Here is a 15,586-nt window from a genome sequence, read left to right as displayed (position 1 = left end):
AATGAAAAAAACGGGTTTAATTTGGTATTTTAAAAACAAAGGTAACTCGAAATAATAATTCCTTTCCTGAGAAAAATCATATTATACCATCGGAAAAGTGATTCATCAACGATTCTTAAATAGTGTTAATTATTAAAAATTGCATTTCGAAATAGCATTTTCTTAAAAATATATCAATAAATTTGACAATAATCAGTAACAAAATACAAAAAACGCTACTTATTAACCAAAACCAATTATAAACTTTATCAAATACATTGACTAAATGGTGAACAAAAAACTAACCTTAATTATTACCTGTCTGCTATTTTGTTTTGCGCAAGGCACATTTGCACAAAGCAAGAAAAAGAAAAGAGCAGACAAAAATGCCTCAGCCAAAGTTGAAGCTAAAGCACCTGAATCCAAAGACGGTAAGAAAGAACCAAAACCGTACAAAAAAGTTATTGACTCAACCGCAGTAACACAAAAAGGATTAATTGACATTCATAAAATAAATGACAAATATCTTTTTGAGATTCCAGACTCCCTTTTAGGAAGTGAAATAATGACTATAACCCGATATTCTAAAACTCCTGCAGGAGGAGGAATTTTTGGAGGAGAAGAAATCAACAGGCAAGTTGTTCGTTGGGAAAAAGGGCTGAACAACAACATTCTCCTTAGGTCTGTTACCTATGTTATTATGTCTCCAGATGAAGACAAACCAATGGCTCAGGCTGTTAAGAATTCAACTTCAGATCCAATTATCGGAAACTATGATATCTTAGCATTCAAAAAAGATTCAACCGGAAAAAATAATGCTGGATATGTGATCGACTTGACGAGCACTTTCGATGCTGACGTACAAACTTTTTCGTTAGATCCAATAAAGAAACAATTGTTAAACATACAAACGTTTCAAAAGGATAAATCATTCATCTCAAAAATAAGCAGTTATCCAATAAATACTGAGATTAGAAGTGTAAAAACATTTACTACTACTCCTCCGCGTATTTCAACTACTCCAACACCACAAATTGGAGTTAATTTACCATCCGGTTTAGATGCTGGAGTAATCACGGTTGAGATGAATACCTCTATGATTTTATTGCCAAAAACGCCAATGCGCAAAAGAGAATTTGATGCACGTGTTGGGTATTTTGCAAACCAATATGATGTTTTTGAGGAAGAATCTCAAAAATCAGACACCAAAGTATTTGCAGTGAGATGGCGTTTAGAGCCAAAATCTGAAGAAGATGCTCAAAAACAAAAAAGAGGTGAATTAATTGAGCCTAAAAAACCTATTGTATATTACATTGATCCTGCAACTCCTGAAAAATGGAAAAAATTCATTAAACAAGGTATCGATGACTGGCAGGTTGCCTTTGAAAGTGCGGGATGGAAAAATGCTATTCGTGGGGAATATTGGCCCGAAAATGATCCAACAATGAGCTTGGAAGATGCCCGTTTTTCAGTATTACGATATTTTGCTGCTGAGATTCAAAATGCATACGGACCTAATGTTCATGATCCTAGAAGTGGTGAAATTTTGGAAAGCCACATTGGTTGGTATCACAACATCATGAGTCTTTTAAGAGACTGGTACTTAATTCAAACTGCTGCTGTAGATCCTGCTGCAAGATCAAAAAAGTTTGATGATAAATTAATGGGTGAATTAATCCGTTTTGTTTCTTCTCATGAAGTAGGACATACTTTAGGATTACGTCACAACATGGGAGCCAGTTCTGCCACTCCGGTTGAAAAACTAAGAGATAAAGAGTACCAAGAGAAAAACGGACATACCTCTTCTATCATGGATTATGCGCGTTTTAATTATGTGGCACAACCAGAAGATGGTGTTACAGCCTTATTTCCTAGAATTGGGGATTATGACAAATGGGCGATTAAATGGGGTTATTCTTATTTTGACGAAGCTAAAACTGAAACTGAAGAAAAGGCGAAGTTGAATGAAATGACTAAGGAAGCCTATAAAAATAACCGTTTATGGTTTGGTACAGAAACCAGTCCTTATGATCCTAGATATCAAACTGAGGATATTGGGGATAATGCGATGAGAGCTTCTGAATATGGAATCAAAAACTTAAAAAGAATTTTACCTAATTTATTAGAGTGGACTAAAGAAAACGGAGAAAGCTATGCTGAACTAGACAATCTTTATGGCGCACTTACAGGGCAATTCAGAAGATATATGGGACATGTTACTAAAAACGTTGGTGGAATCTATGATTCTCCAAAAACGTATGACATGACTGGAAATCAATTTGAAGTAGTTCCAAAAAATATCCAAAAAGATGCAGTTTTATTCTTGAACACTCAATTGTTTACAACACCAAAATGGTTATTGGATCAAAACATCCTTTCGAAAATAAACCCGGAAAGCGGTGTTGAAGCGATCAAAGGAATGCAAGATGCTACCTTATCAAGTTTGTTAGCTGGAGATAGAATTGTTCGCCTTATAGAAACTTCTTCTGTGAATAAAAACAACTATTCAGCTGATGAATTAATAAGTGACTTAAAAAATGGGATCTTTTCTGAATTGAAAGGAAGTGGTTCAATTGATGTGTATCGTAGAAACATCCAAAAATTGTATGTTGACAAAATGATCGAATTACTAAAACCAGGTACAGCAATGGTTAGAGCGGTTCCTGTAGGTGTTACTTACGGTTTCACAACAAGAAGAGTAAATTTAGCTCAAACTGACTTACCTTCTATTTCCAGAGGACAACTTAATAGTTTAAAAAACGAAATGAAATTAGCCTCGTCAAAAATGGCTGATCGAATGAGTAGATATCACTTACAAGATTTAATTTCTAGAATAGGAGAAGCTTTAAATCCTAAATAATAAATTAAAAAGGGAAAATGTTCAACAACATTTTCCCTTTTTTTTATGATGTATTTGATGTGATTTCAACGTAGAGACGCATATTATATAGAAATACACATTATTGTAAAAACGCACATTGTAGAGACGCACTGCAGTGCGTCTCTACATAATAATAATAATAATAATAACAAAACCCGACCCGTTTCTAAAACAGGTCGGGTTTTTATTTGATCCCACAAAAAAAAACCGTTCACCAAAGGCGAACGGTTTTTTAAATCAACAATAAAGGCAGACAGCAGTCCGTCTCTACGGGAAATTATTATTTTACTTCTTCGAATTCAACGTCTTCAACATTGTCTCCTTGAGCAGCATCCCCTTGAGGTTGTGCTTCACCTTGACCTTGTTCTCCTTGAGCATACATCGCTTCAGTTGCTTTTTTCCAAGCAGCGTTGATGTTGTCAAGAGCCGTTTGAATTGCAGGAATGTCTTGAGATTGGTGTGCCATTCTCAATTCAGTTAATGCATATTCTACAGCAACTTTGTTTTCATCAGATAATTTAGAACCTAATTCTTTCAATTGAGTTTCAGTTTGGAAGATCATTCCGTCTGCTTCGTTCAATTTTTCTGCTCTTTCTCTTAAAATTTTGTCAGAATCAGCATTAGCTTCTGCATCTTTTTTCATTCTTTCGATTTCTTCAGCTGTTAATCCAGAAGAAGCTTCGATACGAATATCGTGAGATTTTCCAGTTCCTTTGTCAGTTGCAGAAACTTTGATGATACCATTAGCATCAATATCAAAAGTTACTTCAATTTGTGGAACACCTCTTGGAGCTGGTGGAATACCATCTAAATGGAAACGACCGATAGTTTTGTTGTCAACTGCCATAGCTCTGTCTCCTTGTAAAACGTGGATTTCAACTGTTGGTTGAGAATCTGCAGCAGTAGAGAAAACTTGAGATTTTTTAGTTGGAATAGTTGTGTTAGACTCAATTAATTTAGTCAAAACACCACCCATAGTTTCGATACCTAAAGATAAAGGTGTAACGTCAAGTAACAATACATCTTTTACATCTCCAGAAAGAACTCCACCTTGAATAGCTGCTCCAATAGCAACAACCTCATCAGGGTTAACTCCTTTAGACGCTTTTTTACCAAAGAATTTTTCAACTTCTTCAGCAATTCTTGGCATACGAGTAGAACCACCTACAAGAATAACTTCGTCAATATCAGAAACAGATAAACCTGCATCTTTCAACGCTTTAGCAACTGGTGCCATAGAACGTTTTACTAAAGAGTCCGTTAATTTTTCAAATTGAGCTCTAGTTAATTTTTTAACTAAGTGTTTTGGTCCTGAAGCCGTAGCAGTTACGTATGGCAAGTTGATTTCAGTTTCAGCAGAAGAAGACAATTCAATTTTTGCTTTCTCAGCAGCTTCTTTCAAACGTTGCAATGACATTGGATCAAGACGTAAGTCAATACCTTCTTCAGTTAAGAATTCAGCAGCTAACCAGTCAATAATTTCGTGGTCAAAATCATCTCCACCTAAGTGAGTGTCTCCATTTGTAGACAATACTTCAAAAACTCCGTCTCCTAATTCAAGAACAGAAATATCAAATGTACCTCCACCTAAATCGTAAACAGCAATTTTTTGATCAACACCTTTTTTATCTAAACCGTAAGCAAGTGCAGCAGCTGTAGGTTCGTTGATAATACGCATTACTTTAAGACCTGCAATTTCACCCGCTTCTTTCGTAGCTTGACGTTGTGCATCATTAAAGTAAGCTGGAACAGTAATAACTGCTTCAGTAACAGTTTGACCTAAATAGTCTTCAGCTGTTTTTTTCATTTTTTGAAGTGTCATAGCTGACAATTCTTGAGCAGTGTATAAACGACCATCAATATCCACACGTGGTGTATTGTTGTCCCCTTTTACTACTTTGTAAGAAACTCTTTTTGCTTCAGCAGAAACCTCTGAAAAAGAGTGACCCATAAAACGTTTGATAGAAGCAATAGTCTTAGTTGGATTAGTTACCGCTTGTCTTTTAGCAGGATCTCCTACTTTAATTTCCCCACCTTCAACAAAAGCGATGATAGATGGTGTTGTTCTTTTTCCTTCTGCGTTAGGAATAACAACTGCTTCATTACCTTCCATTACAGAAACACAAGAGTTGGTCGTACCTAAATCAATTCCGATTATTTTACCCATTTTTAATATATTTAATTTTATTGTATACTTGTTTTAATGACTCGAAGTCGATAAGTCAATCTTTGTGCCAATACAAAACCGACTATTAAATTGTCAGTTTATGTTAAAATTGGCGTAAAGAAATCTGACAAGATGACATTTCAGGGGGTTTGTCATTATAACCGAAGTTGTCATTCTTAATGTAAGTCTAGCCGAAGCTTGGATTTATTTTGAATTCATTTCAGGAGCTATTTCCCGCTATTCATTACATTTTTTTTATTTTTAAAGAAAAAATAAAAAGGATTTCCATTATTATCAGGACTAAGAAATATGATCAAAAACACTTACAGCTGTTCTATTCCGTTATAAATTTCAAAAAAAACTCGTGATATACTAACTACAGTAGCGGGGGCAATAACACACTAAGCTGTACTATCCCTAACTGTTACACAACTTTTCTAAAAATCTAAATCAGAACAATATAAAAACAACCTTGTTTAAGTTAATAGCGCCATTTATTTATCGAACTTTTGTCTTAATTATCTTAAAATTATTATTCTCAAAAAGCAAAAATTATCTATATTTACTTCAAAACATTCGTATTGCCCGTTTTATTCATTAAGTTATAAAACTGACACACAGTTTCGACCTAAAAATGAGCAACTATTTTAACCCTTAAATAAATTATTATGTCAGAAAGAATAGCAGGAAATTCAGGAGGAAAAGGAGGAGCATCGGGAGGAAAAGGAGGCACATCGGGGGGGAAAGGCGGAAAAGGTGGAACAAGAGGTGGTGAAAGCGATTTGGCAGGAGGAAGAACGGGAGGAAAAACTGAAGACAGTATAAAAGAAAAAACAGGAGGATTTGTAGAAGAAACTATAAAAAAACCAATTGCCCACTGTGTTAGATCAAGAGAAAAAGAAAACGATTGGACCATTATTCATGCAATAGTTAATGGTATTGTAAAGCATGATTTTCCCGAAGAAGTAGATTTACGAACAGGTAATAATTGGTGGGAAATAGGCAATCAAGGTTATACAGGTTCTTGTACTGCATGGGCTGCTACAGATTCATTATTGAGATGGCATTTAGTAAGAGCTAAGAAAATACACGAAACAGAAAGGCTTTCAGTCCAATTTACTTGGATGGCGGCAAAAGAAACTGATAATTTTGTATCCTACCCAGAAACTTTTATTGAAAATTCAGGGACACCTCTTAAAGGTGCTTTAAATGTTTTAAAAAAGTATGGTGCTGTTCTAGAAAAACACCTTCCATTTGGTGGAAGAATAATTGACCCACAAATGGATGCTGAAACTTTTTATTCGATCGCTTCACTATTTTCTATCAATAGTTATTACAGCATTATTAAGGAATACGATGTCAATTTAGATCATCTTAGAATGTGGTTAGCAAGTATTGGTCCAATAATAGCAATGACTGATACCGACTGGAACTTTAGAAACTATGCTAATGGTGGAAAACTGGATTTTTATGATTTAACAACCGTTGTTCCAGATACAGGACACGCGATTGCTATTGTAGGTTATACTAAAAATCATTTTATCATTCGCAACAGTTGGGGAACTGATTGGGGAGATAATGGTTATGCTTATGCATCTAACGATTATGTTGCGGCAGCATTTTGCGAAGGATACGGCATCTGGGTTTAAATATTTAAAGTACTATTTCCCATTAACTTTAGAAGCAGGAAGAATTTAAAGTATAAAAACATCCCGTCTATACTCAAGTAAACCCCCGATTATTATTACAAATTCACAGCTTTAATTTCTTTATTTACCTTGTTTTAATTAAAAATACACATCCAAAAACCAATGTCCCGATTAGCCCAAATAAATAACAAATGAAGAATTTAGATTTAAAAGAAATCAAAGAAAGGGCGTTAAAAATCAGAAAACAATATCATCAACTGGAAAAAACGCACCACGGCAGTGAATGGACGGTCGACGAAGATGCTTTGGCTTTTCTTACTGATGCGGGATTAATAGGACGTTACACCATGTCGCAACAAGGGCGTTGACCAGAAGGAAATACAAACCCTGAACGACTGCATAAATTGGGCGAATGTATGTGGTAGCTCACAGTCCTTGCAGACTTAATAGACATTGACATTAATGAATCAGTAGCCGCTTTTTTGACAAAAACTGAAAATTTATTAGAAGAATAAAACAGCACATAACATCAATCACTAAAACCAACAATCATCATGAAACAACGTTCCAATCATTTTACAATAAAGACAATCCTAATTGGTCTATTCATCCACCTAATTACAATAACGGTTTCCTTTGGGCAAACCAAAGCGGATCAGATCGATAAGTTGATGAATTTATATTCGGAATACGGGCAATTTAACGGCTCTATCCTTGTCGCTGACGCAGGTAAAGTTATTTATAAAAAGGGATTTGGAATGGCAAACATGGAATGGAATATTCCGAACCAACCAGATACCAAACACAGATTGGGTTCTGTTACCAAACAATTTACCGCCATGCTAATAATTCAATTAGTTGAGCAGGGAAAATTAAAGTTGGATGCTCCTATAACAACCTATCTTCCTGATTATCATAAAACATCGGGTGATAAAATAACCATTCATCACTTACTTACGCATACATCTGGAATTCCAAATTACACTTCGTTTCCTAATTTCTTCAAAACAACAAGTCTTAATCCTTATAGCCCGGAAGCATTTGTAAAAATATTCGCTGACTTACCGCTCGAATTTACACCAGGCGAAAAATTTGCGTACAGCAATTCCGGTTATTTTTTATTGGGTTACATCATAGAAAAAGTCTCTGGTAAAACCTATGAGCAGTGTTTACAAGACAATATTCTTACGTCACTCAAAATGAAAAATACAGGATTCGACCATCATGAAACGATTCTGAAAAACAGAGCTTCCGGTTATGAGAAAAACGGTAAAAACTACAGCAATGCCAGTTATCTTGATTTGTCTATTCCCTACGCTGCCGGTTCTTTGTATTCTACCGTAGACGATTTGTATCTATGGGACCAAGCACTTTACACAGACCAGTTACTTTCGACAAAATACAACCATTTATTATTTAATTCTTACATTCCTGCAGGACCGGGACATTATGGCTACGGATGGTTTATCAATAAGGCTTCCAATGGAGAAACGAATGACAGTTTAACGGTTATTGAACATGGTGGAGGAATAAATGGATTTAACACCTTGCTTTCCCGCATTCCGGCTGACAAAAATCTAGTGGTATTGTTAAATAATACGGGCGGTACAAAATTAAACGAGATGAATATAGCAATTCGAAATATCCTTTACAATAAACCATACAATTTGCCTAAAAAATCACTAGCCAATGCTTTAGTAGAGGTTATTCTGGAAAAGGGAATCGCATCTGGACTAGCGTATTTTAAGGAGAATAAAAATTCAAATATCTATGCTATCAACGAAAATGAAATGAATAGCGCAGGATACCAATTATTACAAACCGGAAAAGAAAAAGAAGCAATAGAGGTTTTCAAGCTAAATATTGAAGCGTTTCCTCAATCAGGGAATGCATATGACAGTTTGGGAGAAGCCTATTTGAAAAATGGAGATAAAAAGCTTGCTATTTTGAATTATAAAAAATCAGTAGAACTTGATCCAAATAATGAAAGTGGAAAAAAAGTATTGGAAGAGATTTCAAAATCGTAAATTCGTCTTTCTTTCGTATTAAATTAAACCGAAAGGACAGCGACATTAACTAAAACAAAACAACAATGACTTCATTTATAAAAGAATTATCTTTCCGTTGGTCTGATCTTGACCCTAATTTTCATGTACGACACAGCGCTTATTATGACTTTGGAGCACAGCACCGTATCGAAATTTTGGAAAGTCTTGGTTTGACGATGAAGGTGATGCAAGCACAGCATTTTGGACCTATTCTTTTTAGGGAAGAATGTGTTTTTAGAAGAGAAATAAAGCTTTCTGACAAAATTTTTATACATACCAAAACCTCAAAAATGAAACCCGATGCTTCCCGCTGGTCTATTGTGCATGAGTTTTTGAATGAAGACAACAAACTTTGTGCAACCATAACTGTTGATGGTGCTTGGATGGATACCAAACTTCGCAAACTAGCTTCTCCTACTCCGAAAATCGCCAGTGAAGCCTTGAATATTTTTCCTAAAAGTGAAAATTTTGAAGGACTTTAAAATGAAAACATTGGGACTTATTGGTGGGATTAGCTGGGTTTCCACAGCTGACTATTACAAATTTATTAATGAAGGAATTAACGAAAGACTAGGTGGCGTAAACTTTGCAAAATGCATTATTCACTCTTTTAATTATGCTGATATTGTAAAGAACAATAATGATTGGGAAACAACATTTAATATGCTTTCTGGAGCGTGTGAAAACTTAAAACAAAGCGGTGCGGAAGCTATTGTTTTATGTGCCAACACCATGCACCTTTTAGCAGACAGGATTGAGCAAAAAGTAAATATTCCGGTAATTCACATTGCAACTGAAACGGCAAAAGAAATAAAAAAGAGCAATCTATCCAAAGTGGGACTTTTAGGCACAAAATTCACAATGGAATTGGATTTCTTTACCTCTAAACTCAGTAATCAAAATATTGAAACCATTATCCCAGAACTAGAAGACAGGGATTTTATTCACGAAACAATATACCATGAACTTGGAAAAGGAATCATTGATATCAATACAAAAAAACGCTACATCAATATCATAGAAAAACTAATAGAAAATGGCGCTGAAGGGATTATTCTGGGGTGTACTGAAATTCCCCTTTTGATTCAACAAGAAGACATTGCTGTCCCTATATTCGATACGGCATTAATTCATTCGGCAGCAGCAGTTGAGTTTGCATTAAGCTAAAAAAATCCTATATATCCTCCCGATCACACTGAATTATGAAGCCCTGCAATCCTTCTTAATCCTTGTATCTCTTTTCCATTCAGAAGAGAATTACTGTCTGTTTTTTTTATTAGAATCATACAATTCGTACTTACAATTAGTTAATTAACAGTCATTTAGTTAGTAATTTGACTAACTTTACAATGTATAAATATTAAAGCCGGGGTATATGAATTTTAAAATTACAACAAAAATAAAATTGTCAATTTATAATTAGACATAATTTATACCTCTCGAAAAATAATATTTAAAAAACAACTGTCATGGGAACTACAGATAGAAAACAAGAAGCTAAAGGATTTGCAGAAGCAAAATCAGAAGCAGCATATAATTTAAGAGACTTATTTGAAGTTGGGTTGAAAGATATTTACTCAGCAGAAAAAGCATTGATGAATACCTTACCGAATATGGTGGAAAATGCTTCATCACCCGAATTGGCCAACACCTTAAAAAATCATTTGACTGAAACGAAAGCGCATGTTTCCCGCTTGGAGGAAATATTCGAATCTAAGGGTATTAAAGTCGTTGCGGTAAAAAGCCAAGCTATAGAAGGATTAATAAACGAAAGTAAAGACATAATAGCAAAAACCGAAATAGGTGCTGTGCGTGATGCTGGAATTATTGCCACTGGACAAAAGTTAAAACAATATGAAATTGCTACTTATGATGCTTTACAGTCCTTTGCAGAAAATCTCGGCGAAAACAAAGCCGCAAGTTTGCTCGCTATGACATTAAATGAACAAAAAAAAGCGAATGCTTCTTTAAAAGAAATAGCTCAATCTAACATTAATTTTAATGCTTCAGGAGCTGATGCAATTGAAAATATTCAATAATAATTTTTATTGAAGACCAGCAATTATTTACTGTTTTTCTGTTTGATATAAAGCCTGCCAAGCGCAGGCTTTTTTTGGTTATGCTTACTTGGCAAAACAAAAATCTATTATTTAGATGTTCATAATCAAGAAGAATATGGAAGAGGCCATATCAAAGAATCAATCATCCTATTTGTTGATGCTTTAGAATCAATCATCCAAATCCTTAACGCTAGTGTCTATTTTTAAATCCAGTTGTTTGAGGCCTTTTCCGTGATCCCCAAAATATTGGGAAGGGAACGGTTTATCTCCATAAATAGTAGACCATACATATTTACTGAACATCAAGGCGTCCTTATCTATCCGATCTGGTTTTGAGAAGTCTAATTTTTCCGTTTTGGGAGCCAATCGTGCTTGTGTTTTAGATTTCATGTCTTTCTTGGCAGGATTCATCTCATTTAATGCAATGTTGGATTCCAAATAGGTGTAATTTGTAAAATTGGGAATATCTTGAAAACATTCGGTCATTAGCGGAGACATGGCCACCGTTTGGTTCATAGGTTGCACCCCAAAAATCTGGCAAATGGTATGCAGTACCGAAGACTGGTTATAAAAAGTGCTCACTAAGGCATCACGTTTTACATAGGGTCCAGCCACTAAGCAATAGGAACGATGACCATCAACATGGTCGGTACCGGTTTGCGGGTCATCTTCATTGATAAACACCACCATGTCTTTCCAAAACGAACTCTTTGAAAGCGCATCAACCACGCGTCCCGTGGCTAAATCATTATCGGCCACATAGGCTCTAGGAGTTGGATTGGCTGTACTGTACCCATTAGTATGATCGTTAGGCATATAGATTACAATAAATTCCGGTAAATTTCCTTGCTTTTCATATTCCGATAAGGCGGTGATAAAAGCGTCTGCCCTTATTTGATCCGGTATATTCATCTGCCAGCCTGGGAAACGCAAATCGCTGTATTTGCGAAGCATATCAGAGTTGTAAACACATTGAAATTCTGCAGTATTGGTTTTATTGGCCCATGAACTATAAAAATCAGTCCAAGTTTTTCCTTTAACCAAAACCGGATAATCGAGTTCCCCAAAATTCCTAAAAGAAATTCCTTTGCGCAAAAGGTGATCCCAAATAAACCCACTTGCTGCATAACAAAGGGGATCCGTGCCAAAATCATAGGCACAGTGCACACTTGCATAATCCTTTTCGCGATAAGGAGTCGTTATGCCTTGTACCGCCCATTGATGACCATCATTGGACTGGATACCATTGCAATAATAATTATCCAATAATACAAATTGACTGGCCAGTGCATGCATGTTTGGAGTCACCATTTTTGGAAATTCAACTAAGTTGGGATCGCAATTTCCTTTTCCAAAATCTCCGAATACCTGATCAAATTTTTTATTCTCCTTGATAATATAAACTACGTGTTTAATCACCGAAGGTTCCCCCACGCGGGCAGGAACCGGTTTTGGCTCAACTCCCGATTCGGCCACGGCTTGTGCTCTGATGATATCGATTAGATGAAAGCCTTTTTCGGCTTCCTGGGTATATTTTTCGAGTTCGGCTTTGTTGGATGGTAATGCTACTTTTTGCAAACCTCCCTTTAGCGGGACAACATTACCGATAAATAAATCGTCATTTTTTATACAAAGGGCTCCCGGAAAACCACCCGCAGCGATAAACCCATAAGGTCCTTCTTTCGGTTTTTTAGGATTGATTAAAGCAATAGCGTTGTTTCCTGCATTGGCGGCAAACAATATTTTTCCGTTCGAACTAAATTCCAATGCGGTGGTTAAACTCCCATAAGGCAAGTTGGGATTGGGTTTGGTATCAATAGTCTCAATAACTTTTCGTTTTTCTATATCAATCACACTAATTCCGTCTCCGCTGGCATCGGTAACATACAAGAGTTTGCCATCGGGAGATAAAACCATCGATTCGGGATGAACTCGGGTACTGATTTCGGCAATAACTTTTTTGGTTTTTATATCAATTACCGAAACGGAACCCCTAAAAGCAATCGAATAGCTATCTACTGCCACATCCGAGCCGGCAGATTTTTCGGTTTTATCGTATTTTCCGGGAATAGGCCCACCAAAATTGCTGATAAAAGCAGTCGATTCATCATGGCTTATGGCAACAGCATACGGGCAAACCCCTACGGGAATGTTGCGAAGTACTTTTTCGGTTTTTAAATCCACTACCGCCACCTGATTGGCAATAGCCAGAGCCACCAAGGCCAAGTTGGATTTGTTACAGAGACCAATTCCCAGTGGATTAGTGAACTTTTTATCAATCGACAAATCAATTGTTTTTGTTTGTTCGAAAGTTCCGTTTTTACTCAGGGTTCCTATATACATGTTTTTTTGCTGTCCCGTATAATAAATCGTGGCGTCATCTTTATCTAAAGCAAGTCCATACATGGAACCTCCGTCATTTTTATCGGGAAAAGGATTCTGGCTTATTACTTTGAAATTATCAGCGTCAACAACTGACAGATGTGCATCTGATTTCACCACCAGAAACTTCTTGTCTTGTGCCAAAACCAAATTCAATATGCGTTCCTTTTTCCCCAATTCAATTGAAATGCCCTCTGGTTTTACCAGGTAACCAAACGAAGAAAGCGTGTTGCCCACCAGCATTTTTTTCCATGTTGAATCGATTTGGGTTGGCTCTAAGATAGCACTCCCCTTTTGCAGTGAAGCATCCTTAACGGGAGCTTTATTGTCTTTATGACGGTTAGCCGAATTAAACCATTGATTGTTTTTATCTTCTTGGGAAAAAGCTTCTGTCTTTACACCAATAGATAGCAAAAAAATAACAAGGATACTAAAAACACTAATTGACCTCATTGTCTGTTTATTAATTATTCATTACGAAAGTAACTATTTCTGATTTATAGTAATAACCTTAATGATTTTTTTATCTAATATAAAGTAAAGGCAACTCTTCCAAATTTGATGTTCGGGTATTTTATTCTTATCTTTAGTCCTATTTTTAACTATGGAAACTCTCAATACTATATTAAAACTTTCCGCTGGTGTAGGGCTGTTTCTTTTCGCCATGCATCTTGTGGAGGAATCCTTAAAAAATCTTTCAGGGAGAAATTTCAAACTGTTTCTTCAGCGTATCACAAAAAACAACATTGGTGCAGTAGCCGGCGGAACAATAGTAACCGGTATTCTTCAGAGTAGTTCTATGGTTTCTTTGATGGTTTTGGCATTTGTTGGCGCAGGAGTTTTCACCATGAAAAATGCTATGGCCATTATTTTGGGAGCAAATCTGGGTACAACACTTGCCAGTTGGCTCGTGGCAACACTTGGTTTTAAAACCAATATAGAAGTAATTGCATATCCGGCGGTTTGTTTGGGAGGTTTTTTGCTAATCCTCCTTGGAAACCGGAAAACCATAAAATATGTTTCCTATTTTCTTCTGGGATTTGGTTTAATGTTTATCGGTCTTTCTTTCATGAAAACGGCTATGGAAGCGCAGGTTCAACATTTTGATTTTTCGCAATATGCTTCTAAACCACTACTAATTTTTCTGATTATTGGTTTTTTGATTACGCTGGTTGTTCAATCAAGTTCCGTAACTATGGCACTTACATTGAGTGCTCTCAACGCTGGAGCAATTGGATTTCCTATGGCGGCGGCAATCGTTCTGGGTGGTGAAACAGGTACCATCATTAAAATAGTATTGAGTGCTATTGGCGGAAATGCTTCCAAAAAAAGAGTGGCACTAGGCAATTTATTGTTTAATATTTTTATTACTGCCATTGCTTTTGTATTGCTTAGACCCATTCTTTTGCTGATAACTGATATCCTAAAAATTAAAGATCCACTCATTGGGTTGGTTACTTTTTCGAGTTTAATAAATCTGTTGGCCATTGTATTATTTCTTCCAGTTTTGGATTTATTTACAACATTTTTGGAACGTTTTTTCAAAAACACAGATGGTTCTACCGCTGCATTTATAGGTCACGCGTCAATCGCAGAACCCGAAACAGCGTTGGATTTATTCCGAAGAGAGACTCGATATTTCATTCATAACTCGATGCTTTTCAATTTGGAATTATTCAAAATCCAAACTCTCAAACTTGACCAACAAATTAATTATAAGGAAATCAATGATAAAAGAAATTTTGATTCAAAAACCACTGAAGAAAAATATGAATTCCTAAAACAGTTGCAAGGTGAATTACAAGCTTTTCATTTGAAATTAAGAGTAAAATTGAATAGTGAACAAAATTCCGAACTGAACCAATTGATTTCTGCCGTGCGAAGTTCCATGCATGCTGTAAAAAGTATAAAAGATATTGGAAGCAACATTACTAACCTCAGCAGTTCGTCAAAAGAAATTAAATATCAATTTTTTCTTCATCACAAAAAAGAAACTGAAGAACTTTACATGAAATTAAATGCATTTCTGAACACCGAAAAAAAGTCAAGTTTTGAAGAACTGACAACTCAATTTGATACCATTCAAAAAAATTACACAACAGCGCTCAATACATTTTACACTGAGGCGCAACTTGCACCCATAGAAGACATTGACATTACAACCGTAATAAACTTCAACAGAGAACTTTTTACTTCAAATAAAGCAATATTAATGGCGGTAAAAGATATTCTATTAGATGAAAAACAAGCTCAAAATTTTAATGAAATTCCCATATATAAAACATAAAATACAATTTATTTGCTTATAATTCGTTCCAGTAATTTTGCAACATTATTTTTGAATTTTGTAAAGTATTTCGTTTTCCATTTTTAATCTTTGTAAGTAATCCCATTTGTATACAAGATTGCAATTCTGATTT

Annotated in this window: 10 protein-coding genes; 8 read left to right on the top strand and 2 right to left on the bottom strand. The window is 35.6% G+C overall.

Features of this window, described 5'->3' with window-relative positions:
• Positions 1–265: 265 nt before the first annotated feature.
• Positions 266–2,839 carry a zinc-dependent metalloprotease gene (locus E0H99_RS14420; RefSeq protein ID WP_131997028.1) on the top strand — a complete coding sequence of 858 codons (2,574 nt, stop codon included), beginning with the start codon at positions 266–268 and terminating at the stop codon, positions 2,837–2,839.
• 301 nt (positions 2,840–3,140) lie between these two features.
• Here the strand turns inward: E0H99_RS14420 and dnaK are convergent, their stop codons facing one another.
• The gene (dnaK, locus tag E0H99_RS14415) at positions 3,141–5,027 is read right to left on the bottom strand and encodes a molecular chaperone DnaK (RefSeq protein ID WP_131997025.1); all 1,887 of its coding nucleotides are present in this window, start codon (positions 5,025–5,027) and stop codon (positions 3,141–3,143) included.
• Between the two features lie 668 nt (positions 5,028–5,695).
• Between dnaK and E0H99_RS14410 the strand changes: the two genes are divergently transcribed.
• From E0H99_RS14410 to E0H99_RS14385, 6 genes are all read left to right on the top strand, one after another.
• Positions 5,696–6,676, top strand: a complete 981-nt coding sequence (locus E0H99_RS14410; protein WP_131997022.1) for a C1 family peptidase — start codon at positions 5,696–5,698, stop codon at positions 6,674–6,676.
• Positions 6,677–6,867: 191 nt separating this feature from the next.
• A complete protein-coding gene (locus tag E0H99_RS17480; protein ID WP_240723493.1) occupies positions 6,868–7,044 on the top strand; it encodes a hypothetical protein in 177 nt (58 codons plus the stop codon).
• Between the two features lie 186 nt (positions 7,045–7,230).
• Positions 7,231–8,703, top strand: coding sequence for a serine hydrolase (locus tag E0H99_RS14400; protein ID WP_131997020.1), 1,473 nt, complete (start codon positions 7,231–7,233; stop codon positions 8,701–8,703).
• Positions 8,704–8,768: 65 nt separating this feature from the next.
• Positions 8,769–9,206, top strand: coding sequence for an acyl-CoA thioesterase (locus E0H99_RS14395; protein WP_131997017.1), 438 nt, complete (start codon positions 8,769–8,771; stop codon positions 9,204–9,206).
• A 1-nt stretch (position 9,207) separates the two neighbouring features.
• Positions 9,208–9,891 carry an aspartate/glutamate racemase family protein gene (locus tag E0H99_RS14390; RefSeq protein ID WP_131997015.1) on the top strand — a complete coding sequence of 228 codons (684 nt, stop codon included), beginning with the start codon at positions 9,208–9,210 and terminating at the stop codon, positions 9,889–9,891.
• A 302-nt stretch (positions 9,892–10,193) separates the two neighbouring features.
• Positions 10,194–10,763 (top strand): ferritin-like domain-containing protein, encoded by a 570-nt coding sequence (locus tag E0H99_RS14385; protein ID WP_131997013.1) that lies wholly within the window; start codon positions 10,194–10,196, stop codon positions 10,761–10,763.
• Positions 10,764–10,952: 189 nt separating this feature from the next.
• On the opposite strand, the gene E0H99_RS14380 is transcribed toward E0H99_RS14385, so the two are convergent.
• Positions 10,953–13,619, bottom strand: coding sequence for a bifunctional YncE family protein/alkaline phosphatase family protein (locus tag E0H99_RS14380; RefSeq protein WP_131997011.1), 2,667 nt, complete (start codon positions 13,617–13,619; stop codon positions 10,953–10,955).
• Positions 13,620–13,770: 151 nt separating this feature from the next.
• Between E0H99_RS14380 and E0H99_RS14375 the strand changes: the two genes are divergently transcribed.
• Entirely contained in the window at positions 13,771–15,453 is a 1,683-nt protein-coding gene (locus E0H99_RS14375; protein WP_131997008.1) for a Na/Pi cotransporter family protein, read from the top strand.
• The last annotated feature ends 133 nt before the right edge of the window (positions 15,454–15,586 follow it).

It is taken from the genome of Flavobacterium sp. GT3P67, assembly GCF_004349155.1.
GTDB classification, from domain to species: Bacteria; Bacteroidota; Bacteroidia; order Flavobacteriales; family Flavobacteriaceae; genus Flavobacterium; species Flavobacterium ranwuense.
The sequence above is the reverse complement of the archived record's forward strand: the minus strand, read 5'-3'. Positions and strand labels throughout refer to the sequence as shown.

What these genes read in the sequence shown, in the direction of transcription:
- E0H99_RS14420 (WP_131997028.1), top strand. Translation starts at nt 266, where the DNA reads ATGGTGAACAAAAAACTAACCTTAATTATTACCTGTCTGCTATTTTGT.
- dnaK (WP_131997025.1), bottom strand. Translation starts at nt 5,027, where the DNA reads ATGGGTAAAATAATCGGAATTGATTTAGGTACGACCAACTCTTGTGTT.
- E0H99_RS14410 (WP_131997022.1), top strand. Translation starts at nt 5,696, where the DNA reads ATGTCAGAAAGAATAGCAGGAAATTCAGGAGGAAAAGGAGGAGCATCG.
- E0H99_RS17480 (WP_240723493.1), top strand. Translation starts at nt 6,868, where the DNA reads ATGAAGAATTTAGATTTAAAAGAAATCAAAGAAAGGGCGTTAAAAATC.
- E0H99_RS14400 (WP_131997020.1), top strand. Translation starts at nt 7,231, where the DNA reads ATGAAACAACGTTCCAATCATTTTACAATAAAGACAATCCTAATTGGT.
- E0H99_RS14395 (WP_131997017.1), top strand. Translation starts at nt 8,769, where the DNA reads ATGACTTCATTTATAAAAGAATTATCTTTCCGTTGGTCTGATCTTGAC.
- E0H99_RS14390 (WP_131997015.1), top strand. Translation starts at nt 9,208, where the DNA reads ATGAAAACATTGGGACTTATTGGTGGGATTAGCTGGGTTTCCACAGCT.
- E0H99_RS14385 (WP_131997013.1), top strand. Translation starts at nt 10,194, where the DNA reads ATGGGAACTACAGATAGAAAACAAGAAGCTAAAGGATTTGCAGAAGCA.
- E0H99_RS14380 (WP_131997011.1), bottom strand. Translation starts at nt 13,619, where the DNA reads ATGAGGTCAATTAGTGTTTTTAGTATCCTTGTTATTTTTTTGCTATCT.
- E0H99_RS14375 (WP_131997008.1), top strand. Translation starts at nt 13,771, where the DNA reads ATGGAAACTCTCAATACTATATTAAAACTTTCCGCTGGTGTAGGGCTG.